The sequence below is a fragment of the Saccharothrix sp. ALI-22-I genome, assembly GCF_001984175.1.
Classification (GTDB): domain Bacteria; phylum Actinomycetota; class Actinomycetes; order Mycobacteriales; family Pseudonocardiaceae; genus Actinosynnema.
The window spans coordinates 39,286-62,956 of record NZ_MTQP01000039.1 but is presented as its reverse complement, the minus strand read 5'-3'; the positions used below and the strand labels follow the sequence as shown (position 1 = coordinate 62,956).

Genomic DNA, 23,671 nt, shown 5'->3' with positions numbered 1-23,671 from the left:
GCGGTGACGAGGCCGAGCCGTGGGTCAGTCGGTGCCCGCGACCAGTGGTTCCAGGGACACCTCGGGGTGCAGGCGTCGCATCACAGCCAGGGCGGTGGAGTCGGTGAACAGGGCCAGGTGGACGCCGTCGGCGCGGGTGAGCACCTCGTTGCCGCGGCTGTCGACGACGGCCCGGTGGGCGAGGTCGTCCAGGCGACGCACCACGGTGTAGGGCAGTCGTTCCAGGCGGACCGGTGACTTGAACTCGGCGTCCAGGCGGTGTGCGGCGACTTCGAACTGCATCGGGCCGACGGCGGCGAACACCGGCGCGCCGTCTCCCCGACGCGGTGAGCGCAGCACCTGCACCACACCCTCGGACTCCAATTGCTCGATGCCCTTGCGGAACTGCTTGGACCGGCTCAGGTCCGCCGGGCGAGCCACGGCGAAGTGCGCGGGCGCGAAGCTGGGCAGACCCGGGAAGCGCACCGCGGGCTTCTCGACGTGGAGGGTGTCGCCCACGCGCAGCGCGGTGGCGTTGACCAGTCCGATCACGTCGCCGGGGTAGGCGGTGTCCAGTGTGGAGCGTTGCTGCCCGAAGACCTGTTGGACGTACTTGGTGGCGAACGGTTTGCCGGTGGTGGCGTTGGTGACCACCATGCCGCGTTCGAACACCCCGGAGCAGACGCGGGCGAAGGCGACCTGGTCGCGGTGAGAGGGGTCCATTCCGGTCTGGACCTTGAACACGAACGCGGAGAACTGCGCGTCCAGCGCACGCGGGCGTGCCTGGACGTCCAGTCGGGGTGTGGGACGAGGGGCGAGTTCTACCAGCAGGTCCAGCAGGTGCCGCACGCCGAAGTTGAGCACGGCCGAGCCGAACAGCACCGGAGTGGCGGAGGCGTCCAGGAAGCGCTCCAGGTCGAAGTCCCCGCCGGAGGCGGCCAGCAGGTCGGCCTCCTCCACCGCGCGGGTCCACTCGGTGCCCTCCTCGGCTTCGGCCACCTGCGGGCCGAAGCGTTCCTCGCCCGCGGCCGTGGCGCCACCTGCGGTGCGCCGGTAGCGGACGAAGTGCCCGTCACGGCGGTCCAGCACGCCCCGGAAGTGGCCCGCGTCGCCGACCGGCCAGGTCAACGGCATCGGCTGCAACCCGATCCGCTCCACCAGCTCGTCGCACAGCGCCAGCGCGTCACGGCCGGGCCGGTCCCACTTGTTGACGAACGTGATCACCGGGATGCCCCGGTGACGGCACACGTCGAACAGCTTGAGCGTCTGCGGCTCCAGGCCCCTGGCGGCGTCCAGCAGCATCACCGCCGAGTCCACCGCCGCGAGCACCCGATAGGTGTCCTCCGAGAAGTCGGCGTGACCGGGCGTGTCGAGCAGGTTGACCACCGCGTCGCCGTAGGCGAACTGCAACGCCGCCGAGGTGATGGAGATCCCCCGCGCCTTCTCCATCTCCATCCAGTCCGACACCACCCCGCGCCGGCCCGACTTGCCGTGCACCGCGCCCGCCTCGGAGATCACCTGAGCGTGCAGCGCCAACGCCTCGGTCAACGTGGACTTGCCCGCGTCCGGGTGACTGATCACCGCGAACGTGCGCCGCCGATCCGCCTCCCGCAGCACATCAGCGGGTGAGACGGCCAACGGACCGGCAGTGATCATGCTCATAGCTCCTGGGGTCGACGGATGCCGGCCATTCTACTCTTACGTTACGGTAGTATTTGTCGTGCCCTCCATCGCACGAGTCGGACACCCGGATCGCTTATGCGGCCGGTGCGGCACGGGGGCGCGGACGAGGTCACCGTGCCGCACCGGGTGCCACAATGGCCGAATACGCAGTAGGCGTCGGAAGGGAATTCGTGGGCGGGCACATGCAGATCGGCGAGGTGGCCGACCGGACCGGCCTGTCCCTGCGCACGATCCGCTACTACGAGGAAGTCGGCCTGGCCGTGCCCAGCGCCCGCAGCCAGGGTGGATTCCGCCTCTACACCGAACCCGATGTCGACCGCCTCCAAGTGATCAAGCGCATGAAACCGCTGGGCTTCCAGCTGGAAGAGATGCGCGAGCTGCTGACCATCCTCGACGCCCTGTCCGCGACCGAGGACGATGACCGCGACAAGCACCTCGACCGCCTCGCGCAGTTCCACACCACGGCCGAGGAACGCTGCGAGGAACTCCGCGCCCAGCTGCGCATCGCCGAGGACTTCGCCGGCACCCTGCGCGCACACCTGCCCAACAGCTGAGCAGCCCCGAACCGGGGCCGCTGTTCACGCCGGCGCACTCTCACGTAACGTGAGAGTGTGACCATGGCTCGAACCTCCGCCCCTCCGCCGCCCCTCGCCCCCGACGCGCTGCGCGTCATCGCCCTGGGCGGGCTCGGTGAAATCGGCCGGAACATGACCGTGTTCGAGCACGAGGGCAAGCTGCTCGTCGTCGACTGCGGAGTCCTCTTCCCCGAGGAGCACCAGCCCGGTGTGGACGTGATCCTCCCGGACTGGAGCTGTTTCCGGGACCGGCTGTCCGACGTGGTGGCGGTCGTGCTGACCCACGGGCACGAGGACCACATCGGCGCGGTGCCCTACCTCCTGCGGGAACGACCCGACATCCCGATCGTCGGCTCACGGCTGACGCTGAGCCTGCTCGCGGCCAAGCTACTCGAACACCGCATTACGCCGGTCACGATCGAGGTCGCGGAAGGGCAAGAGCTCTCGCGCGGCCCGTTCGACCTGGAGTTCCTGGCGGTCAACCACTCCATCCCCGACGGCCTGGCCATCGCCATCCGCACCTCCGCCGGTCTCGTGCTGCACACCGGCGACTTCAAGATGGACCAGTTCCCGCTGGACGGTCGGATCACCGACCTGCGCGGCTTCGCCCGCCTCGGCGAGGAAGGCGTCGACCTGTTCCTGGTCGACTCCACCAACGCCGACGTGCCCGGCTTCACCACCGCCGAACGCGACCTGGCCCCCGCCATCGACGAGGTGTTCCGCACCACGCCCCGCCGGGTCATCGTGTCCAGCTTCGCCAGCCACGTCCACCGCATCCAGCAGGTCCTCGACGCCGCCCACACCCACGGCCGCAAGGTCGCCTTCGTCGGCCGCTCCATGGTCCGCAACATGGCCGTGGCCACCGAACTGGGCTACCTCAAGGTGCCGAACGGTCTCGTCGTGGACATCAAGCGCATGGACCGGCTGCCACCGAACCAGGTGACCCTGGTCTGCACCGGCTCGCAGGGCGAACCGATGGCCGCACTGTCCCGCATGGCCAGCGGCGACCACTCGATCCAGGTCGAGGAAGGCGACACCGTCCTACTGGCCAGCTCGCTGATCCCCGGCAACGAGAACGCCATCTACCGGGTCATCAACGGCCTGACCGACCTCGGCGCGAAGGTCGTGCACAAGGGCAACGCCAAGGTGCACGTCTCCGGCCACGCCAGCGCCGGCGAACTCGTCTACTGCTACAACATCGTGCAACCCGCCAACGTCCTGCCCGTGCACGGCGAAGCACGACACCTGCGCGCCAACGCCGAACTCGCCGTCAGCACCGGCGTGGACCGCGACCGGGTGCCCATCGCCGCCAACGGCCACGTGATCGACCTCCAGGACGGACGCGTCCGTCTCACCGGCAAGGTGGAGATCCACAACGTCTACGTCGACGGGCAGACCGTCGGCGGCGTCACCGAGGCCTCGCTGGCCCAGCGCCGGACCCTCGGTGAGGAAGGCGTCATCACCGTCGTCGCGATCATCGACACCGACACGGGCAGGCTCACCGAGAACCCGGACTACATCGCGCACGGCTTCGAACACGACGGCACGACGTTCCAGCCCACGACCTCCGCGATCGAGAAAGCCCTGGCGAACGCGACCGAGCGCGGCGTCACCGACCTCGAAGAACTGGAACGGCTGATCGGCCGCGAAGTGCAGATGTGGGCCCAACGCACCTACCGCCGCCGACCGGTCGTCATCCCGGTGGTCGTCGAAGCATGAGGCCCGCCGGAGCGCCCCACCGACCTGTGGGGTGTCAGAAGCTTGCACCAGGGTTCTGAGCAGCGGTGATCGCACGTCATCGACGGCAGGAGCAGATCGTGAGGCCTGGCGTTGCGACTGCTGTATCCGATCTTCGTTCGGCTCGGTGGTCGGCTGGTGCTTCTCAGTCGGTCTTCCGCGGCCAAGGACGTCGAGCTGCTGGCGCTGCGACATGAGGTCGCACCGATCAAACAGGACTCACCCACCTCGACATCCACCGATGGCAGCGGTTGGGCGGCCTCCTCAACGAGTACCACCACGCCGCTTGACCTGCATGGACGGCATTTTCGGCCAGTACGGGGCTGAGCGCGGTGGTGCGGCTGGCAGGCGTCCTGCCTGGCCGGATTCGCGCGCCACCGTCCCGACTCAATGAAGTCCTGGCCGACCGGGGTAGTGCCGGCTGGGCACGCTCGACGCGATGGTCACCGCGGACCAGGGAAGCCCGTCGGCGGTGTCCGTCCGCCACTCGTTCACGCTTACCCGGTAGACCCCTGCGGCGTCCTTTTCCAGGTGGTACGAGAAGAAGCCGTGCTCCGACACCGGTGCCACGTGCTGCGGCATGTGGTCGCCGAGGTGGTCCGCGAGGGCGTCGAGCGACTCCACCAGGTTCTGGTGGCGGGTGAAGTCGCCCTGGTAGCGGCAGATCAGGCGCGCCGCTTCCACCGGTGGCAGGCCGGCGGCGTAAGTACGCAAGCGGTCGGGATCGGTCAGGTCGTACGCGTTGCCCTGGGGTGTGAACGCCACACCGCGCGGGCGCGGCGGTGGGTCCGACCGCACGGCCGGGACCACGTCGAACACGGTGTAGCCGGCCGACTCGCGCGTCGGTGACCAACCGGCGAGCTGAACGGCGCGCCAGTCGCCGGGGTCACCGACGATCCGCACCGCCCGGGAGGCCAACTCGTTCACTGGAACACCCGCATCCTCGCCAGGACTTCTTCGGCGGTCCTCGCGGCGTCGAGGTCGGTGACCCGCCGTGCGGCCGGGTAGTTCTCCAGGATGTGCGCGGCTATCCGCTCCTCACTCGCGCCGATCAACCAAACCAGCGAGGACGGCAGTTGGTCGAGGTCGCCGTTGACCGAGCGGAACAAGGCGCGGACATAGCGCTGCTCCATCGTGTAAGCCTGGAACTCCTCCATGAAGATGGTGAGCCCGGCGTGCTGCGTGGTCTGCAGCCAGTGCGTCGTCTCGTGCACGATCGTGGACGAGACCTCGTTGAAATGACCGGGTTTGACCCACAGCCAGCCGCGGATCGGGTCGTAGATTCCGTCGTTGCCGAGGTAGTTGGCGATCTTGGTGGCCAGCTCGTCACCGTGGTACACGGCCTCCAGGCCTTCCCTGGTCAAGGGCCGGATCCGCCCCTGCGCCCGGAGGTTGCCGGCCATCACCTGGTAGCCGCGGTCCGCCACCTCCTCCAGGTGCCGGACGACTTCGGCCAGGTCGGCCCGGCGGAATTGGGCGCCGATCGCCTCCACCGTCCGCCCGATCGCCGCTCGGGTACCCGCCTGCCGCGTCACACTGGCCACCACGCGTTCCGCCGCGGCGGCGGGCAGGACACGACGGGCCTGCGCGGCGAACTCCACCACCTGACCCGTCGTGGACACGGTCCGAACCACCGTGCGAAGTGCCTGCACCGCGCGGACGACCTGGATCGCGTCCAACCCGACCGATATCAGGTCCAGGATCAGCCAGCCGAGTTCCGGCTCCTGGCGCGAGATGTCCTGCACCGCCGGATCCAGGGCGACGTTGCCGGCGGCGCCCTCGGCGAGGAAGTCGCGCACCGATTGGGTGGCCTGGTAGCCGCCGACGCCCAGTGCGACCGCACCGGCGACCACCGCCACGCCACCGGTGGCCATCGTGGCGACGATGGCCGCGGTGATGGCCAGCGCGGCCACCGCGGCGCGCACGATCGTGTCGTCGGCCTGCTCGCGTCCCACGTATTCCCGGATGGCTGTTTGCAGCAGCTCGTTATTGGCAACGCCCAAGTCCTGGCTGGTCATTCGGGCGATGTCGGTCAGGTTCCAGACCTTGAGCCGGCCGCTGTCGATGTTGTCCCGGGTGGCGTCGATGTTCTCGCTGATCTGTCGCAGCTCACCGCCGACGACCGTGTCGAAGCGCGCGGTGTCGCCGGACGCGATGGCCCGCAGGTCGATGTTGCCGCGTAAGAGGATCGGGTGTTGGAGGGCGTACCGCCGGCGCCGTTCCTCGCGTTCGGCGCCGGCTTGTTCGACCTGCTGTTGGAGCGCCGTCATGTCGTGGTAGGACGAGCTCATCCTGGCCGGATCAGGCGGACCGCCGGAGGGCATGTCGACGTCGGAGCGTGCCAGACCGAGCCGCTGTTGCAGCTCGTCGATCCGCTGGTCGTGGGCCAGCAGGTCCTGCGCCGCCGTCACCAGGGCCTGCCGGGCGGACGGGTCGATGCAGGCGTCGAGGCCGTAGCGGTGTGTCTCGGCCTCCACGATGCGGCGGTTGTGCTCCAGTTCGGTCAGCGCGATCTGCTTGCCGCGTTCCAGGAACATCCGTGGGAAGCGGTCGGTGATCAGGCTCGCGAGCTCGTGCTCCGAGGAGATCCCGAGCGCGCCGATTCCGGCCTGGACGAACTGTTCCAGCCGGGTCACGTCAGCGGTGAGCCCGTCGACCGCACGGGCGACCTCGTCGACCATCTCACGGTTGGGTGGAGCACCGTGCTCGGGCGGGTGGGCCTGCTGGTCCCGCATCCGTTCGAGCTCGGCGGTGCGGTCGGCGAGCTGACCGCGCTTGGCGTCCCGTTCGCGGATCGACTCCAGTAGTGGCGCCGCAGGCACGGCCTGCTGCAGCGTCTGGCTGTCACCGGCCGAGAGCGGTTGCACCTGGCGGAGGGTGGTGGACGCGTGGAGCAGTTGGCGTTGCTGCTCGGCGGAGAGCTCGCCACCGGAGTGATCCTGGCGTTGGACGGACAGCAGCGTCGTAGTCGCGACGTTGCCGGCCGTCCGCTGCAGTTGAAGGATCCGCGGTGCGCGTCCGGACACCGCCCGCCGACCGCCGGCATCCGCCTGGAGCCGCGGCCGCACCTTCGGCACCTGATCCCGCATGGCACATCACGCTATCGGTGGATACCGTGATGAGGCCTGCCCTCATGGGCAGGATCGACTTCCCATCCGGGCAGTAGGCAGGTGGTGCATTCCTGGCCGTGCCCCGGTCTCGCTCCAGCGCAGAGCAGAGCAGAACAATCCACAGTGGACTGATACATGAGGCCGCAGGAACAGGGCAGAAGCCGACTGAACCGAGCGCTCAGCGGCACGACACGACGTCGGCTCTGGGACTGCGATCACCAACTCCGCGCCGACCGAGCCACGATCCCCCTTCAGCGCCCGCCGGAGCGCACGACCCTCGAGGACCTGTTCTCCCGCCGGATGCCGGGCCACGCGTGCAGTCGATGGGCCGGGTCGGATGTGCCCTGGACAACGCCGCCGCCGAGGCGTTCAACAGCACGCTCAAGGTCGAGTTCGTGCACCGACAGCACTTCCGGACCCGCGCCGAGGCCCGGATCAAGATCTCGACCTGGATCGCGGACTTCTACAACACCACCCGGAGACACAGCGCCAACGACGGGCCGGTCCCGATCCCGTTCGAGCACCAGATGGCACGAGCACGGTCGGCATCAACGGCCCAGGTCAGGGCCGAAGTGGCATAACATCGTCTCCACGATTCAAGGGGATTGACAGGTCAGAGGTCCGCCGGTTTCGCGGTTATCAGTACGGAAACCAGATCCGCGAACACGAGCGCACCGCCGGCGTCATCGGCGCGGCGGGGGAACCTGCGGAGGGGACCGACCTGGCCGATGGTGATACCGGCGCGGGTCAGCACGAAGTCCAGCGCCAGGAACGCCGACCGGGCGTTGCCGTCGTCGAACGGGTGGAAGAAGCAGATGTCGAGGTACACGCGTGCGGCTCGGGCGGCGAGTGGGATGACTGGGTCACCGCACTCGCCGAGACAGGTCTCGAACCGTCGAGAGTCGACGAGGCCGTAGCGCTCACGACCCTTCCTGGCGAACGCTGGATGAACCCGGAACGGCGCGTGCGGCACGCCCAGCACCCGGCGCTGCCAGGCACTGAGCAGGGCGAAACTGAGCGGTGTGCCGGCCGCGGCATCGGTACGGGCCTGATCGAGTGCCGCCAGCAGACGCGCGGCACGTTCGGGGGAGCGGGCGTGGTCGTACGTGCGGATGTCGTGCACGGCGCCGTCGCGGGCCGAGGTCGACGGGCTCTCGTCGCACGGGCGGACCTCGTACCACGACACGGATTCCCTTACCGCGAGCCAGGTCCGCAGGTGGTCGGGCACGGTCACAGCCGGTCGATCTCGATCGTGACGGCGAGGTGTTCCGCGACGTCCTGAACGAGTTTGCCGTCTGGCTCGACCCAGCTGCCGAACCGGCCGCCGATCGCTTCTTCGACGAGGGTCCGCGCACGGTCCGCCGGCACACCCCAGCGGGTCAGGAACCAGGTGAGCACCTGCTCGCAGTGGTCGTACCAGGCGTCGTGGGCCTCCACGCGGGCCACGACATGGGTGACCAGGTGAACGGTGGCGCGTTCCCAGGCGCCCTCGCGCTCCTCGTCCGGCAGATCGCCCAGCGGGAAGCGGTCGAAGCGCTCGGCCAGGTCCTCCAGCCACGCCCGCCAGTCGCACAGGGCGTCGGCGATCCGGGGCAGGGTCTCGGCAGGGGTGGTCAGGGAGTGGGTTGAGCAGCACCAGCCGCGCACCACCGGCCCACCGTCCACGCGGGTCCACTGCCAGCCGACGGCCCAGCGTCCGAACCGCGCCGTGATGGCCTCGGCCATCGCGCCGAGCCAGCGGCCGCCTTCAGCACCCTCCCAGCGGAGGTCGGGCGCGGAGACGACGCTGCCCGCCGGGCGGGTGGGCCTGTCACCGTCGGGTTCGAGTCGGGAGATCACCGCGAGTGCGGAGGAACTGTCGAACGGATGCCTCCGGGGATCGACCTCGTCCCAAGTCAGGTCCACCAGCGCAGTGTGCCCAACGTCAGGGGAGGAAGTCGAATCCCGCCGGCTCCGTCGGCCACCTTGTCCGCGAACTCGGGGTCCTTGCCGAGCGCGAACGGACCCTGCCGGTGCGACCCCAACCCGTTGTCGCGCCACAACGTCGCCAAATATTGATGCGAAACCCGACACACCCTCGGCACGGGTGATCAACACGGCCGTCTCCCGGCTCGACCAGTGACGGTGACAGACGCTAGGCCGTCCGCTACGGACCGTCAACGGGCGAGTCGCGCGGGTCCACAGGTGATCGTTGCCGTCACGGTCGACCAGATGACCCCGTGACCGGAGCCGAACTCCACCGGCTCCTTGCGCCACGCCGACGGTACTGATCACACAGCGTGAATGCGCGTGTCGTCCTCGCATCCGAGGGGTGACGACTTTGCACCCCCTTCCGCCGGAGCGTCCTGCCAAGAAAGAGAAGAGAGAGAAACGCTAATGATCGACTTCGAGCCGAAATACATCACGTTCGACATGCACGGGACACTGATCCGTTGGCAGCTTGCGGCCATGACCCGCACTTTGCTCGCAGACGTCGTTCCGGCTGACCAGATGGACGACTTCATCAAGAGCTTCAAGTGGCAGCGCCTCGACGAGGTCCTGGGCCCCTGGAAGCCTTTCTCCGAGGTGATCCACGATTCGCTGCGGAAGACCCTGGAGCGCTTCGAGCTCCCGTACCGGGAGGCCGACGGCCAGGCCATCGTGGACGCGGTCCCCACGTGGGGGCCGTACCCCGAGGTTCCGGACGCGCTGCGGGCTCTGGCCTCCCGCTACCCCCTGGTCATCCTGAGCAACGCGGCCGACAGTCAGGTGATGAGCAACGTGGAGAAGCTCGGTGCGCCGTTCCACGCGGTCTACACCGCCGAGCAGGCCCAGGCCTAAGAACACGACGATGCCCTCCTCACCGCACGGACGGTTTCCGTACTCGCCAACCTGAAGCGGTTGGGTTACGAACCGCCGGCACGTCCGGTGCAGCTCTCCTGCCATTGCGTGAGGACGAGTGCCGACTGGGCGTCGACGCCATCCGCAGGTAGCTTCAGTCCTGCTTCGTCGGAGTTCCTCGCGACTGGTCGGACCTTTCGTTCCAGTTCCAAACTGAAACGTTTGATATCGTCATACCGTGACGATCAATCCGACAGCACGTGACTACAACAAGGCCTCTGTCCTCGACGTGGTCCTCGCGCAGGCTCCGTTGACGCGGAACAAGCTCATCGAGCTGACCGGCTTGAGCAAGGCGACGGTGTCCAGAGCGGTGGAGGCGCTGCGGGCAGACGGCTTCGTCGTGGACCGCGGAGTCGACGCGGTCGCAGGTCGCGGCCGTCCGCCGACCTATCTGGACATACCCGGCACGACCGGGCACGTCGTCGGCATCAGCTTCGGCGCGCAGACCACCGGTGCCCTGGCGACCGACCTGAGGGGTCGCGAGATCGAGCACGTGATCGTTCCCACCGCGGGCCTCGACAACATCGGCGAGGCGGCCGAGTGGCTGGCCGGCCTGATCGCCGGGGTCAGCGAACCGGCCGAGGGACCGCTGCGTCAGATCGTCGTCGCGGTACCCGGCCGGGTCCGCGACGGCGCCGAGATCTTCGGGCCGGCGGAGTCGATGAAGTTCGTCGAAGGCTCCGCTCTCCAGCGCGCCCTGGAGGATCTGCTCGGCGTTCCCGTGCTCCTCGACGGCGACGCCAACGCGTCCTTGCTGGACATCCTCACCGATGACGTCACCGTCAGGGACGCCGCGCTCTTCAGCGTCAGCAGCATCCTGAACTTCGCAGCCTGCACGGACCACGAGATCGCCCACGGGCGCACGCCCGCCTTCGGCAACATCGGCGTGCTGCCCTCCGGAGTGGACGACGAGACCCTCGACGGCCTGATGAGCACGAGGGGCCTGCTCCGGTTCTGCCGCGACCGGGGACTCGACCTGGAACACATCGAAGACCTCTGGCTGCAACCACACGACGACACGCCCCGCGCCGAGATCCTGGAAGCGTTCACCACGGCGATCGTGACCGCCGTCAGCGCCGCCGTCGTGACACTGGACCCGGACTCGGTCTACTTCGTGGGCCGCTTGCGCCCGCTCGTCGACGAAGTCCTTCCCGAGGTGCGCAAACGTCTCGGCGAGAGCCTTCCGGCGGTCCCGAAGCTGACGGTCGCGACGCAGGTGCTCGGCCTGTCGACAGCACGTGGCGCGGTGTACGCGTGCCTGACGATCGCCCAGTGCCGGCTGCGAGACGCGGTGCTGGACGCGCGTCGTCAGGGGCAGCACACGGAGCAGCCCTCCCCCGCTTTCTGAGTCCGCCGCCACCGACGTGCGCCGAGGAAGAGACCGTCGTCGCCCTGCAGACCGCCGCGATGCGCTTTCTCGAAGGCGCGGCGCCCGAGCTGCCGGTCCAGCGGGTGAAGCCGACCGTCGACGGAAACGACAGCCTGGTCGTCGAGAAGAACCACGGTGGAACTCGAATCCTGCGGGTGTTCGACTTCGTGGAAGGCCCGGTCTGGGCGGGGGCGGACCCGGACGCGAACCAGCTCGGCCAGGCAGGGGAGATGCTGGGCCGGATCGACGTGGCGCTCGCGGGATTCACGCATCCTGCCGACCGGCGGGTGCTGGTGTGGGACGTCCAGCACTTCCAGCACCTGGCGAGACTCGTCGCGCACACGCCGAACTCCGCGCACCGCCGGCTGGCCCAAGAGGTCTTCCGGCTCTTCGACCGGGCCGTCGTGCCGAGGTTGACCGATCTCGAAACCCAAGTGATCCACGGCGGCTCAGTCCCTCACCTCAATGGTGAGGCCGGGCTCGGCGAGCGTCACCGGACCGGTGAATTCACCCGATGCCGCCTTCACCAGGCCGCGCAGCCACTCCGGCTCGATCGAGGCGAAGTGTGTCAAAACCAGCCGCCCCACCCCGGCCTGCGCCGCCGCGCACCCGGCGTCCGCGCCGGACAGGTGACCGTGCCCGGTGACGTCGGTCTGCGCCAGGGTCGCCTCAGCCAGCAGCAGGTCCACCCCGGCGGCCAACTCGGTCAGCGCCGGCGTGGCAGAAGCTCAGCGGAACGAACTTCGCCGGAGCGGACCTGACCAAGGCCGACCTCTCCCATACCCTCCTCATCGGCTGCAATTTCGACGAGGCGCTCCTGCACAAGGCCGACCTCACCCGCGCGGATCTCAGCAATGCCAGTCTGTCCGGCACCAAAAGGTTGCCTCGCCGTCGGCGCCGCGATCCTCTTCGGCGCGATCACCCTGAGCAGGTCACTGCTGCGCACGGTCACCGCCCAAGCCGCGCGGACCGAATGCCCGAAGACTGCCTTGCCCCCGCCGAACGCAGCCGGAGCCGGAAAAAGCCGCCGGGGTCCGGTCCGCAATGGGAGTTCCTGTTCAGCGACGGGCTGATCGCCCTCTGGATGTCCGCCCGATCACTTCGGGGGCCGCTCCGTGAAAGATCGCCTGAGAGGGACATTCGCCCATTCGAGGCAGGGTCCGGCAAAGTCATTTGGCCCTGGTTGTGGTTCGGGCATGGCTGGTGTCGTCCAGGCGGCAGGATGATCCGCCCGGTCCTGTCGACGCCAGCGCCGCCGTGCCGCCGGCCCGCCATCGACGGCGCGAATGAGCAGGAAGAAGGCGTAAGTAAAGTAGCCTGGAAAAGTAGCGGGGTGGAGGAGGAATCCGTGGCGAGGAGCCCGGTCTGGGCAAGCCGACCGAAGACGCGCGGCCTGGTTCTGGACGTGATCAGGGCTGCGCGCTCGATCAGCCGGGTGGAGCTCGCGACGGCAACCGGTCTGACCGGGGCGACGATTTCCGAGGTCGTTCGCGAACTCCTGGGCGACGGTCTGGTCGTCGAGGCCGGTCGTGGTGCGCCGACGGGCGGCAAGCCGCGCACGCTGGTCCAGCTCAACCCGCCGGCCCGCTACGGCGTGGGAGTCCAACTGGAGCGCAACACGTGCGTCATCGTGGTCGTCGACCTGGCTGGACGACCGGTGGCCCGGACTTCGTTCCAAGGCGTGGCGTCGATGCCGCCGGAGCGTGCGCTGCCGCTGGTGGCGTCGCAGGTGGACGCCCTGCTGGCGACGGCGGCTGTCGACCGCGAGAAGGTGCTCGGGGTCGGCCTGGTCAGTTACGGTCCGCAGGACCGGCGTGCGGGTGTGCTGTTGACGCCGCAGCCCACCGAGGAGTGGTGCGACTACCCCGTCGCGCGGCGCCTCGCGGAGAGCCTCGGCCTGCCCGTGGTGCTCGACAACGACGCCGCGGCGGCCGCCATCGGCGAGTACTGGATGGGTGCGGTGGACCCGCACAGCACCTATGGCTGCATCTACATGGCCACCGGGATCGGCGGCGGGGTGGTGGTCGCCGGTGAGGTGTATCGGGGCAGTTCGTCGAACACTGCGGAGATCGGCCACATCTCGATCGACGTCCACGGCGACGAATGCCCGTGTGGCAACGTCGGGTGCCTGGAGAACTACGCCGGCCCGTCGGCTCTGGTCCGGCAGGCGTTGGCGACACCGGGACTCGCCCGACGGCTGGCGCTCGATCCGGCCGGCGATGACGTCCTGACCGAGTTCGCGCGGATCGCGGCAGCCGCGAACGCCGGCGATCCCGAGGCCCGTGAACTCGTCGAGCGGTCGGCGCGCTACCTCGGTCATGCCGCGGTCACCGTGGCGACCCTGTTCGACCTGGATGTGATCGTCCTGGCCGGACAGAGCTTCGCGGTGGCGGGCTCGATCTACCAGGCGGTGATCCAACAGCAGTTGGACCGCCGGTTGTTCGCTCGGCGGGCGCATCCGGTGCGGGTGGTGCCGTCGGTCAACGGGTCGGACGCGGCGGCGATCGGCGGGGCGGTTCTCGTCCTGCAGAGCGAGCTGACACTCGGCCACGGCCGCTCCGAGGACGGGGCGCGGCCGGTGCCCGCCGGCGCGGGCGAGGCACCCTGACCATTCGCCTTCGGTGCTCGTGCGGTGCGGCGGCGCGGCGAGCAGTCCGGTGTGCGGGTGTCGGGGGTCGGGGATGATCTCGTCGGCCGGACCGCGCTGGACGATCCGCCGCGGTAGAGGGCGGGTGTCGTCGGCGAAGTGCCGGGTGGTGACCGCCCTCCGGTGTCACCCGCGCCGGGACTCCTCGACACGTATCACTACGTCCTCCTTGACGTGTTGCACCAGGCGTGCCATGACAGTTGCCTGCGAGATTATTAAGTTGCCTCAATAAGCCGTCACCAGCGGATGGCCGCCGACCGGCCAGCGAGGGCACGGCGAACCTCATGCTCGTCTGCCCAGGTTATTGACTTACTTCACCTGCCTGAGTAACTATCTCTGTGATCTCCGACCCTGCGTCGACCAACGAGGAAGAGGGCTGCCATGACGCGCTCGGACTTGCACGACGGCTGGCGCCTGCGCGCCGTGGGAGGCCCGGTGCCGGAGGTCCTCGCCGACCGGGACGTGCCCGCCCGGGTACCCGGCAGCACCCACCTCGACCTGATGGCCGCGGACCTCATCCCGGACCCGTACCTGGACCGCAACGAGGCGGCGCTGACCTGGTTGCACCGCGTCGACTGGCAGTACTCGACGACGTTCCAGGCGGAGGCGCCGCAGGTCGGTGAGCGAGTGGAACTGGTCTTCGATGGCATCGACACCGTCGCCACCGTCGAGTTGAACGGCGATGTGCTCGGCCGCACCGCCAACATGCACCGCGGCTACCGCTTCGACGTCGGGCGATCGCTGCGCGACGGCGGCAACGACCTGACCGTGACGCTGCGGTCCGCGCTCACCCACGCCGAGCAGGCGGAGGCCGAACTCGGCTGGCGCCAACGGGCGTACCCACACCCCTACAACGCGATCCGCAAGATGGCCTGCTCCTTCGGCTGGGACTGGGGACCCGACCTGCAGACCGCCGGCCTGTGGAAACCCGTACGGCTGGAACGCTGGGACACCGCCCGTCTGGCCCGGGTGCGCCCGCTCGTCACCGTCGACGCCGACGGCACCGGCCGCGTCGACGTGCACCTGGAACTGGACCGCGCCGCGGATCGCGACTACACCGCGCTGGTCACGGTCGGCGACCGCACGGAACGAATGACGATCACCGGCGACATCGCGCACGTCACCGTGCTCGTGCCGGACGCCCGGTTGTGGTGGCCGGTCGGTTACGGCGACCAGCCGCTCTACGACCTGACCGTCGCGCTGCTGGCCGATGGCCGGCAGGTGGACACCGTCCGGCGCCGGATCGGGTTCCGCACCGTCACCGTGGATACCGAACCGGACGAGTCCGGCACCCCGTTCGTCTTCGTCGTCAACGGCAAGCGCGTCTTCGCCAAGGGCGCCAACTGGATCCCGGACGACCACTTCCTCACCCGGATCACCCGCGAGCGGCTCGCCCGCCGGATCGACCAGGCCGTCGACGCGAACATGAACATGCTGCGGGTCTGGGGCGGCGGCATCTACGAAACCGACGACTTCTACGACGCCTGCGACGAACGCGGCGTGATGGTGTGGCAGGACTTCCCGTTCGCGTGCGCCTACTACTCCGAAGAGGAGCCACTGCTCGGGGAGGTCGAGGCCGAGGCCCGGGAGAACATCACCCGCCTGGTCGCCCACCCGTCCCTCGTGCTGTGGAACGGCAACAACGAGAACCTCCCCGCCTACACGGACTGGGGCTGGCAAGACGGCCTGGAGGGACGAACCTGGGGTGGCGGCTACTACCACGAACTGTTGCCCAAGATCATCGAGGAACTCGACCCCACCCGCCCGTACGCACCGGGCAGCCCGTACAGCCCCGGTGACCTGCCACCCAACGGCGCCGACCACGGCACCCGCCACGACTGGGACGTCTGGAACGCCCTGGACTACACGCACTACCGCGACCACGTCCCGCGGTTCTGCGCCGAGTTCGGCTTTCAGGGGCCACCCACCTGGGCCACCCTCACCCGATGGGTCCACGACGAACCGTTGACGCCCACCTCGCCCGCGTTCCTGCTCCACCAGAAAGCCGAAGACGGCAACGGCAAACTGGACCGCGGCCTCGCACCCCACCTGCCGGTGCCGACCGACTTCGAGCAGTGGCACTGGGCGACCCAGCTCAACCAGGCCCGCGCGGTGGCCTTCGGCATCGAGCACTACCGCTCCTGGTGGCCGCGGACCGCGGGAGCCCTGGTCTGGCAGCTCAACGACTGCTGGCCGGTCACCTCGTGGTCCGCCGTCGACAGCGACGAGCGCCCCAAGCCCCTCTACTACGCCCTCAAGCACGCGTTCGCGCCACGGCTGCTGACCGTCCAGCTCCGCGGCGAAAGGCCCACCCTGGTCGCGATCAACGACCACGACGAACCCTGGGCGGGCGCGGTGCACGTGACCCGACAGGATTTCGCCGGCGAGGTGTTGGCCACCGCCGAACTGCGGCTCAGCGTGCCGCCTCGATCCACCGCGCTGCTGGACCTGGCCGATGACCTCCTCGAACCCACCGACCCGAAGAGCGAAGTGCTGGTCGCGACCGCCGGCGGCGTCCGCACCCACCACCTGTTCGGCGAAGACCTCGACCTCCGCTACCACCCGGAGCCATTCACCGCCGCCGTCACACCCGCAGCCGGTGGGTACCGCGTCGACGTGCGGGCCACCTCGTACGTCCGTGACCTCAGCCTGCTGGCCGACAAGGTGGCCGCCGACGCGGTCGTCGACGACATGCTCATCTCGCTGACCGCCGGCGAAGCACACCACTTCATCGTGCGCACGTCGGAGAAGTTGCACGAACCGGCAGCTTTGCTGCATCCGCGCGTGCTTCGCTGCGCCAACACGTCAGCGTCGGGCGTCTCGTGAACCACGCGCAACCGGAGTGAGCCGAGAAGTTCATACCCGTGCGCCCGGAGTTCGGAGCCGATAAACGCAGTTGATTCGTTCGGCCACGACTCCGGGATTTGACGACCGATTTTACGAATGCCGATCCGGCAAGTCGGGTTGGCGCAACGGAACGCCCGGGATGTTTCCGTGCCGAGGGTCTTCAAGTTTTGCAACATCTTCGCTACGGTCTTTCTGGGAGCGCTCCCAGGTAGGTGTAGGTACTTATCCCGGAGCGGCACACCCCCAATTCAGCGGCCCTGCCTACCTGTTGAACGCTTCCGGAAGACACGGCGGCGGGCTGAACGTCACCTGCACAAAGGAGTGCTGATGTTGGGAAGAGTCAGGAAACGCCGCACCGCGCTCGCCGCGTTGGCTGCTGCGGGGTCCATCGCTTCCACGGTTCTGATGGCAGCGGCGGGCGGATCGTGGGCGAGTGACGCGAGCGCGGCGGCCGCGTTCGCGTGCCGGGTCGACTACACGACCAACGACTGGGGCAGTGGGTTCGGCGCCAATGTGACCGTCTCCAACCTCGGTTCATCGGAGGTCAGCGGCTGGACGCTGACCTACACCTACGCCGGCAACCAGACCCTGCAACACGGCTGGAGCGGCAACTGGTCCCAGACGGGCAAGCAGGTCACCGTGACCAACATGAGCTGGAACGGCACCATCCCGGCGGGTCGCAGCGTCAGTACCGGGGCGAACTTCTCCTACAGCGGCAGCAACGCCAAGCCGACGGACTTCGCCGTCAACGGTGCCGCGTGCACCGGCACCGACCCGACGACGACGACCACCACCACGACCACGACCACGACGACGACCACTCCGCCGGTCGACGGTCCCGCACCGGCGCTGCGCGTCTCCGGCAACAAGATCGTCACCGCGGACGGCAAGCCGTACCGGTTGCTGGGGGTGAACCGCTCCAGCGGCGAGTTCGCCTGCGTACAGGGCAAGGGCATGTGGGACGGCGGTCCGGTGGACCAGGCGTCGGTGGACGCGATGAAGACCTGGAACATCCACGCGGTGCGGATCCCGTTGAACGAGGAGTGCTGGCTGGACGTCAACGGCTCGCCCGGCGGCGCCACCTACCAGCAGAACGTCAAGGACTACGTGGATCTGCTGGTGGCGAACGGCATCAACGTGATCCTCGACCTGCACTGGACCTGGGGCGCCTACACGAACGGGCCGGACTGGCACTGCAAGGACGAGCACGCGACGTGCCAGAAACCGATGCCGGACGCGCGGTACGCCCCGCAGTTCTGGACCGGTGTCGCCAATGCGTTCAAGGGCAACAACGCCGTCGTCTTCGACCTGTTCAACGAGCCGTACCCGGAGATCGCCAGCGACTGGAACAAGACCTTGGGCTGGCAGTGCTGGCGGGATGGGGGCACCTGCACCGGCCTTCCCTATGAAACCGCCGGCATGCAGGACCTGGTCGACGCGGTGCGGGCCACCGGCGCGACCAACATCCTCATGCTGGGCGGCCTGGAGTGGGCCAACGACACGCGGGAGTGGCTGGCCCACAAGCCGACCGACCCGTTGAACAACATCGCCGCGTCCTGGCACGCCTACAGCTTCAACGCCTGCGTCACCGAATCCTGCTGGGACAGCCAGATCGCCCCGCTCGCACAGCAGGTCCCGGTCGTGCTCGGCGAGTTCGGCCAGGACGACTGCGGCTTCGAGTACATGCAGCGGTTGGTGGACTGGGCCGACGCGCACCACATGGGTTACCTCGCGTGGACCTGGAACCCGTGGGGCTGCAGCACAGGTGCCGTGCTCATCAAGGACTGGAACGGCACGCCCGAGCCCGGCGTCGGCGAGGGCCTCAAGGCCCACCTGCTCAGCCAAGACCCCTACGTCACCCCGTAACCGATCACTCTGGGAGCTCCCGGAGAGTCGCAGCGTCCTCTGGGCGGTCCCCGCACATCTACAGGAGCACGAGGCATGCCCAGCGCAGTGCATGCGAAGCGCCCTTGGGTGCCGTCCCGGTGCCGGTGATCGTCGCGTCGGCCGTCGTCGCCGCAGGTGTGGCGGTAGCGGCGGCGGGACCAGATCTGGCCGTGGACGTCGGGTTACCGGCGTGACCGCGAAGCCCACGTCATCGATCAATGGAGATTTGGTGAAACCCATGCATCGCTTCTCGGACAACACCCCCAACAAACGTCACCAGCCGCCGGACACCTTGAAGACCGACGCCTCACGCCCGGCCAACACCACGGTCTGGCGAGCGGCAGCGGTCCTCGGTGCCTGTCTGACGCTGCTGACGACCCTGTTGGTGGTCCTCGGCGCAGGCAGCGCCTCGGCCCACGGCGCGGTGAGCGACCCGCCGTCACGCCACTACGGCTGCTACCACCGCTGGCCCAACGGCCCCTCGCAGCAGATGGCCACCGAAGACCCCATGTGCTACCAGGCGTGGCAGGCCGATCCCTCCGCCATGTACAACTGGAACGGCCTGCTGCGCGACGGCGGTGGCAGCGACCACCAGGCCGCCGTCCCCGACGGGACGCTGTGCAGCGGCGGCCTGACCTTCAACGGTCGCTACGCCGCCATGGACAAGCCCGGTGCCTGGATCGCCCCGAACCGCCCCAGCCGGTTCACCCTCAACCTCAACGACACCTCCTCGCACGGCGCCGACTACATCCGCGTCTACTCCACCAAACAGGGCTTCGACCCCAAGACCCGGGCACTGCGGTGGAGCGACCTGGACCTGGTCGGCCAGACCGGCAGGATCCCCACCGGCACCAGGACACCGGTCGAGGTGAACGCACCCGGCCGCACCGGCCACCACGTCCTCTTCACGGTGTGGAAGGCCAGTCACGCCGACCAGAGCTACTACGCCTGTAGCGACGTGAACTTCACCGACGGCGGCACCGGCCCGACCACGACCACGACCACGCCAACTACCACCACCACGACCACCACCACGACGACCACCACGACCGGCAATCCCTCGGCGGGTTGCTCCGCCACGCTGCGGATCGCGTCCCAGTGGTCCGGCGGCTTCCAGGCCGAAGTACGCGTCACCGCCGGCACCACGGCGATCACCGGCTGGGCGGTGAACTGGACCTTCGGCAACGGCGAACGGATCGACTCCTCGTGGAGCGCGGCCGTGACCACCAGCGGATCCACGATCAGCGCACGCAACGTCGCCTACAACGGCTCACTGGGCGCGGGCACGAGCACGAGCTTTGGGTTCGTCGCCTCCGGAACCGCCGGCACACCCACCCTCACCTGCACCACATCCTGACCCACGCCCCACACGAGGTTGCCCGCCGCCGCAGGGCTGCGGGCAACCCCTGTGGCGGACCACCGGCGACATCTCCGACAACTGGACGTCGGTGATGGGCATCCTCGACCAGCGCCCAAGGCCGAACTCGGACGCCACCTCGTCCACCCGATCGACGCCGCCCCGCCCCGGCTCCCCGCACGGCGGGCGAGTGGACAACCGACTGCAACACGGTCAACAACGCCGGAAACCCCGGACCGTCCACCGGGACGAGACCACCCGCCTCGGGCATCCACACCCGAAGCCCATGACGCCCGGCCAGCAACACCATCTCCCTGAGCACCGATAACCCGCACGCCCGTGCACCCAGTGCGACTCCAACCACATTTTGTCCCAGTGTTGGCTCTGCCTTGTACGTCTGCTGTACGGGCGCTTACCGGCTCCCGGCGAGAGTGTGCTTACCCCCCTCCAGTGGAGGGGCAAGCACCAAGACCTGACTCGCATTGCCCTCCGTACGGCAATCAAGAATCAAGGTAGGAACAATGAGTACAGGAACATTCAGGCGAGGTCGCATCGCTGCGACTGCCGTTGCCGCCTGCGCCGTGGGCAGCCTGGTCTTCGCCGCCGCCCCGCACAAGCAGCTGTCTCCAAGAACATCCTGCTGACGAGCGTGCCTGCCGGAATCGGCAGCGTCTATCTCTTGGAAGGACAGCTGGACCGGTGAACGTCTCGGCTGCTTCGGGGCGCAATCCGGGCGGGACACATCCACTGGGAAGTACGTGACTGGCGGCTACGTCATCGTGGCGTCGCACAGCGGTTCAACGTGTAGTTCGCACAGGACCAACGCCACGCGGGAACTGACCGGGAACTGGACCAACCGGTGGGTCAACGTGCCGTAACGACGGTGCACCACTAGATCTTTGACCCGCACGTCAGTGGGGCAGCGAATGCCGCTCCGGCAACCATCCACATGAGACCTTTCCGTCTCGTTTCGTCGGCGTGCTGATGAGTCCACGCCTTCACGTGACCCTCCAGCGAGGTCGGAAACCGTGTGGTACGGGCCGAAGCGGGTGCTCACCAGCACCGAAAGCGTGTAAGGCCTGACCCGGTAAAGGTGAGCCTCCGAACGGTGACAGGCTTGTCCAGGACCGGTACAGTACGTCCACTGTAGACGGACGAGGAACTCGGGAGTTGCCGTGCTGGATATCGGTTTCTGGACGTGGGCGATCACCATCGGCCTCGTTCTCGTGCTGCTCGCCGTGGACTTGGCGCTGGGCTGGCTCCGGCCGCACCAGGTCGGGTTCCCCGAGGCGACCGCCTGGTCGGTGTTCTACGTGCTGGTCGCGATCGGCTTCGGGGTGTGGTTCGCGGCCGAGCACGGTGGGCAGTACGGAACCGAGTACTTCGCCGGCTACATCGTCGAGAAGAGCCTCTCGGTCGACAACCTGTTCGTGTTCGTGATCATCATGACCACGTTCGCGGTGCCGGCCGAGCACCAGCACAAGGTGCTCACCTTCGGCATCGTGCTGGCACTGGTCATGCGGGCGGTCTTCATCGCGCTCGGCGCCACGCTGCTGGCGCTGTTCTCGTTCATGTTCCTGCTGTTCGGGCTCCTGCTGATATTCACCGCCGTGCAACTGTTCCGGCACCGTGACGAGGACCCCGACGTCGAGAACAACTTCCTGGTCAAGTCCGTCCGCCGGGTCCTGCCGATCACCGACGAGTACGTCGGCGGCAAGCTGGTCACACGGATCGACGGCCGACGGGTGTTCACACCGCTGTTCGTGGTGCTGATCGCGATCGGCGGCATCGACCTGCTGTTCGCCCTGGACTCCATCCCGGCGGTGTTCGGCGTCACCGAGGAGCCCTACATCGTCTTCGTGGCCAACGCGTTCGCCCTGCTCGGCCTGCGCGCGTTGTTCTTCCTGGTGAAAGGCCTGCTCGACCGGCTGGTCTACCTCTCCGCCGGCCTGGCGATCATCCTGGCGTTCATCGGCGTCAAGCTGATCCTGCACTGGGCGCACGTGGACATCGACCAGAGCGTGCCGGAGATCCCCACCCCGGTCAGCCTGGGCGTGATCCTCGTCGTGCTGGTGATCGTGACCGTCGCCAGCCTGATCAAGACCAAGCACGACCCGTCGGCGAAAGCCCACGCCGGCTCGCTACGCGCACACCACCCCACCGACCAGAGCTAGCCGTTCCGCATGTCGTCGTCCCCGACGCAAGACGGGATCCCGTTCACCGCTGTCCCGGTCGGGATGAAAGTCCACTTCTGGTTGGCGTTGCCCAGCCACGGCCACTGCAGGACGTCCGTCCCGTTCGCGGTGCGGGCCTGGTACACGTCGACGACCTTCCCGCTGTGCCGCGCCTGCAGGCGGTACACGGTGTTCTCGGCGGGGAACCGCGACACCACGGAGGGACGGCCAGGCCGCTGATGTTCGCGTAGCCACCGGTCGCCGCGGTGACCAGGACCCGGACGAGGCGGACGTCGCGACCCGGCCACTCGACGATCTTCGTCTTGCGGTCGCCGGCCCAGTTCGCGGTGGCCACGGTGCTGAACGTGACGCCGTCGGTGCTGGTGGAGATGGTCGCCGAGGTGATGTCGCCGTCGGTGGAGTTGGAACGGTTCCACTGCTTGGGCAGGTATTCGAGGGTGGAGACGTTGCTCCACACCGCCCCCAGGTCGACCGTGATCGTCTGGGGCAACGGCGACGGCAGGCCCCACGTCGACCAGCACGTCTCGAACCGGACGTCGCTGAGCCCGTCGATCGCGTTGAGCGGCCCCTCGCCCGTGCGCGCGCCCGTGGCGTAGGCGTTGACCGGGGTGATCGGGAACTCGCAACGCGCCTGTTGCACGGGCAGCGGCGGGCGCGAGGTGTTCGGGTTCCAGGCCGCGCCGACCTCGGCCAGGCGGTTGACGATGTTGGTGTCCAGGCGACCGTTGCGGTTGGGCGGGCAGTTGAGGATGAACGAGGTGTACTTCGGTTCCAGGTCGGCGAGGTGGTTCAGGATGTCCGCCCTGCTCATCAACCCCTCGGTCGGCGTTGAAGGGTGCCAGAACCAGCCCTTGCTGATCGTCTGCCCCTGCATCCCCGCATACGTGTTGCCCGCCGGGGCCGACACGCCCAGCGGCTCCTCGAAGAAGATCGCATCACCGAGCCACGGCTCCGACAGCCCACCGATGTGTCGTTGGTGAAGTTCGAGTCCCACTTCTTGTACAGCGCGATGAACTGCGGCAGGTACACCTTGAGCTGCGTGTCGTCACCGGTGACCAGGCACCGCTGGTAGGCGGCGCTCGCGATCCACTCGCTGAAGTTGCGCGCGGAGAAGTTTCCGCCACCGCGCAGCCAGAAGTCCAGGTAGTCGCCCGCGAAGTCCCGGTTGCGCAGCCAGCGCCCGTCCTGGATGTGGTAGCCCGCCGCGTCCACCAGCGCCGAGTGCGCCTCGTTGCTGCCGGCGGTGTTGCCGCCCGAGTACCAGACCGGGTTGTCGTACTCGGTGGAGATGTACCCGGTTCCGGGCACGGTGTAGCGCAGCGCGCGCTTGTACGTGCTCCACCGGTAGTAGTAGACGCGGTCGATCGTGTCGTCCGGCGTGTCCACGAACGGGATGTTGTTCGTG

Annotated in this window: 20 protein-coding genes and 2 pseudogenes; 11 read left to right on the top strand and 11 right to left on the bottom strand. The window is 68.3% G+C overall.

Annotated features, from left to right (window positions below; genetic code table 11):
• Positions 1–24 precede the first annotated feature (24 nt).
• Positions 25–1,635 (bottom strand): peptide chain release factor 3, encoded by a 1,611-nt coding sequence (locus ALI22I_RS04895; RefSeq protein WP_077004364.1) that lies wholly within the window; start codon positions 1,633–1,635, stop codon positions 25–27.
• A gap of 161 nt (positions 1,636–1,796) precedes the next feature.
• Here ALI22I_RS04895 and ALI22I_RS04890 point away from each other — a divergent pair, with 161 nt between their 5' ends.
• Positions 1,797–2,216, top strand: coding sequence for a MerR family transcriptional regulator (locus ALI22I_RS04890; protein WP_077004332.1), 420 nt, complete (start codon positions 1,797–1,799; stop codon positions 2,214–2,216).
• Positions 2,217–2,279: 63 nt separating this feature from the next.
• Entirely contained in the window at positions 2,280–3,956 is a 1,677-nt protein-coding gene (locus ALI22I_RS04885) for a ribonuclease J (RefSeq protein WP_077004363.1), read from the top strand.
• Between the two features lie 405 nt (positions 3,957–4,361).
• Here ALI22I_RS04885 and ALI22I_RS04880 read toward each other — a convergent pair whose 3' ends face one another.
• Both ALI22I_RS04880 and ALI22I_RS04875 read right to left on the bottom strand, forming a co-directional pair.
• Entirely contained in the window at positions 4,362–4,901 is a 540-nt protein-coding gene (locus tag ALI22I_RS04880) for a hypothetical protein (protein WP_077004331.1), read from the bottom strand.
• On the bottom strand, positions 4,898–7,063 hold the full coding sequence (locus tag ALI22I_RS04875; RefSeq protein ID WP_077004330.1) for a hypothetical protein: 2,166 nt from the start codon (positions 7,061–7,063) through the stop codon (positions 4,898–4,900). Before ALI22I_RS04875 ends, ALI22I_RS04880 begins: the two co-directional genes overlap by 4 nt.
• Before the next feature lie 344 nt (positions 7,064–7,407).
• Here ALI22I_RS04875 and ALI22I_RS55345 point away from each other — a divergent pair, with 344 nt between their 5' ends.
• Positions 7,408–7,665, top strand: coding sequence for an integrase core domain-containing protein (locus ALI22I_RS55345; RefSeq protein ID WP_143531967.1), 258 nt, complete (start codon positions 7,408–7,410; stop codon positions 7,663–7,665).
• Positions 7,666–7,697: 32 nt separating this feature from the next.
• Here ALI22I_RS55345 and ALI22I_RS04865 read toward each other — a convergent pair whose 3' ends face one another.
• The 3 genes from ALI22I_RS04865 to ALI22I_RS50420 are packed head-to-tail and all read right to left on the bottom strand — an operon-like array spanning position 7,698 to position 9,135.
• Complete coding sequence (locus tag ALI22I_RS04865; protein ID WP_077004329.1) at positions 7,698–8,318, bottom strand: Fic family protein; 621 nt, start codon at positions 8,316–8,318, stop codon at positions 7,698–7,700.
• Complete coding sequence (locus ALI22I_RS04860; RefSeq protein ID WP_077004328.1) at positions 8,315–8,989, bottom strand: hypothetical protein; 675 nt, start codon at positions 8,987–8,989, stop codon at positions 8,315–8,317. Before ALI22I_RS04860 ends, ALI22I_RS04865 begins: the two co-directional genes overlap by 4 nt.
• Entirely contained in the window at positions 8,980–9,135 is a 156-nt protein-coding gene (locus tag ALI22I_RS50420) for a hypothetical protein (protein ID WP_179118098.1), read from the bottom strand. The genes ALI22I_RS04860 and ALI22I_RS50420 overlap by 10 nt, the downstream gene beginning before the upstream one ends.
• Positions 9,136–9,532: 397 nt before the next feature.
• Between ALI22I_RS50420 and ALI22I_RS04855 the strand changes: the two genes are divergently transcribed.
• Both ALI22I_RS04855 and ALI22I_RS04850 read left to right on the top strand, forming a co-directional pair.
• A complete protein-coding gene (locus tag ALI22I_RS04855; protein ID WP_179118097.1) occupies positions 9,533–9,904 on the top strand; it encodes a hypothetical protein in 372 nt (123 codons plus the stop codon).
• 238 nt (positions 9,905–10,142) lie between these two features.
• Complete coding sequence (locus ALI22I_RS04850; protein ID WP_077004327.1) at positions 10,143–11,312, top strand: ROK family transcriptional regulator; 1,170 nt, start codon at positions 10,143–10,145, stop codon at positions 11,310–11,312.
• Here ALI22I_RS04850 and ALI22I_RS50415 read toward each other — a convergent pair.
• Together ALI22I_RS50415 and ALI22I_RS04840 are read right to left on the bottom strand one after the other, a co-directional pair.
• Positions 11,273–11,767, bottom strand: coding sequence for a hypothetical protein (locus tag ALI22I_RS50415; protein WP_179118096.1), 495 nt, complete (start codon positions 11,765–11,767; stop codon positions 11,273–11,275). The two genes, ALI22I_RS04850 and ALI22I_RS50415, sit on opposite strands and share 40 nt — an antisense overlap.
• A 15-nt stretch (positions 11,768–11,782) precedes the next feature.
• Positions 11,783–12,022, bottom strand: a complete 240-nt coding sequence (locus ALI22I_RS04840; protein ID WP_202970684.1) for a hypothetical protein — start codon at positions 12,020–12,022, stop codon at positions 11,783–11,785.
• 68 nt (positions 12,023–12,090) lie between these two features.
• Here ALI22I_RS04840 and ALI22I_RS55340 point away from each other — a divergent pair.
• The 6 genes and pseudogenes from ALI22I_RS55340 to ALI22I_RS04810 all read left to right on the top strand — a co-directional run.
• Positions 12,091–12,147, top strand: a pseudogene (locus tag ALI22I_RS55340) (hypothetical protein); the annotation flags it as partial.
• 408 nt (positions 12,148–12,555) lie between these two features.
• The gene (locus ALI22I_RS50410) at positions 12,556–13,941 is read left to right on the top strand and encodes an ROK family transcriptional regulator (protein WP_179118095.1); all 1,386 of its coding nucleotides are present in this window, start codon (positions 12,556–12,558) and stop codon (positions 13,939–13,941) included.
• 420 nt (positions 13,942–14,361) lie between these two features.
• On the top strand, positions 14,362–16,806 hold the full coding sequence (locus ALI22I_RS04825) for a glycoside hydrolase family 2 protein (RefSeq protein ID WP_077004325.1): 2,445 nt from the start codon (positions 14,362–14,364) through the stop codon (positions 16,804–16,806).
• Positions 16,807–17,154: 348 nt separating this feature from the next.
• Positions 17,155–18,693, top strand: coding sequence for a cellulase family glycosylhydrolase (locus tag ALI22I_RS04820; RefSeq protein ID WP_143531966.1), 1,539 nt, complete (start codon positions 17,155–17,157; stop codon positions 18,691–18,693).
• 259 nt (positions 18,694–18,952) lie between these two features.
• Positions 18,953–20,071 carry a lytic polysaccharide monooxygenase gene (locus tag ALI22I_RS55015; protein WP_083751423.1) on the top strand — a complete coding sequence of 373 codons (1,119 nt, stop codon included), beginning with the start codon at positions 18,953–18,955 and terminating at the stop codon, positions 20,069–20,071.
• Positions 20,072–21,246: 1,175 nt separating this feature from the next.
• Positions 21,247–22,245: a TerC/Alx family metal homeostasis membrane protein gene (locus ALI22I_RS04810; RefSeq protein WP_077004323.1), complete on the top strand. Its 999-nt coding sequence runs from the start codon at positions 21,247–21,249 to the stop codon at positions 22,243–22,245.
• Here ALI22I_RS04810 and ALI22I_RS55335 read toward each other — a convergent pair.
• From ALI22I_RS55335 to ALI22I_RS47320, 3 genes and pseudogenes are all read right to left on the bottom strand, one after another.
• The gene (locus ALI22I_RS55335; RefSeq protein WP_443216893.1) at positions 22,242–22,391 is read right to left on the bottom strand and encodes an RICIN domain-containing protein; all 150 of its coding nucleotides are present in this window, start codon (positions 22,389–22,391) and stop codon (positions 22,242–22,244) included. The genes ALI22I_RS04810 and ALI22I_RS55335 overlap by 4 nt on opposite strands.
• 104 nt (positions 22,392–22,495) lie before the next feature.
• Positions 22,496–23,077 (bottom strand): annotated as a pseudogene (locus tag ALI22I_RS04805) (discoidin domain-containing protein); the annotation flags it as partial.
• Positions 23,077–23,652 carry an MGH1-like glycoside hydrolase domain-containing protein gene (locus ALI22I_RS47320; RefSeq protein WP_083751422.1) on the bottom strand — a complete coding sequence of 192 codons (576 nt, stop codon included), beginning with the start codon at positions 23,650–23,652 and terminating at the stop codon, positions 23,077–23,079. The gene ALI22I_RS47320 and the pseudogene ALI22I_RS04805, both read right to left, overlap by 1 nt.
• Positions 23,653–23,671 lie beyond the last annotated feature (19 nt).

Coding starts and splice junctions, on each gene's coding strand:
- ALI22I_RS04895 (WP_077004364.1), bottom strand. CDS start 1,635: ATGATCACTGCCGGTCCGTTGGCCGTCTCACCCGCTGATGTGCTGCGG.
- ALI22I_RS04890 (WP_077004332.1), top strand. CDS start 1,797: ATGGCCGAATACGCAGTAGGCGTCGGAAGGGAATTCGTGGGCGGGCAC.
- ALI22I_RS04885 (WP_077004363.1), top strand. CDS start 2,280: ATGGCTCGAACCTCCGCCCCTCCGCCGCCCCTCGCCCCCGACGCGCTG.
- ALI22I_RS04875 (WP_077004330.1), bottom strand. CDS start 7,063: ATGCGGGATCAGGTGCCGAAGGTGCGGCCGCGGCTCCAGGCGGATGCC.
- ALI22I_RS55345 (WP_143531967.1), top strand. CDS start 7,408: ATGGGCCGGGTCGGATGTGCCCTGGACAACGCCGCCGCCGAGGCGTTC.
- ALI22I_RS04855 (WP_179118097.1), top strand. CDS start 9,533: ATGACCCGCACTTTGCTCGCAGACGTCGTTCCGGCTGACCAGATGGAC.
- ALI22I_RS50410 (WP_179118095.1), top strand. CDS start 12,556: ATGATCCGCCCGGTCCTGTCGACGCCAGCGCCGCCGTGCCGCCGGCCC.
- ALI22I_RS04825 (WP_077004325.1), top strand. CDS start 14,362: ATGACGCGCTCGGACTTGCACGACGGCTGGCGCCTGCGCGCCGTGGGA.
- ALI22I_RS04820 (WP_143531966.1), top strand. CDS start 17,155: ATGTTGGGAAGAGTCAGGAAACGCCGCACCGCGCTCGCCGCGTTGGCT.
- ALI22I_RS55015 (WP_083751423.1), top strand. CDS start 18,953: ATGCATCGCTTCTCGGACAACACCCCCAACAAACGTCACCAGCCGCCG.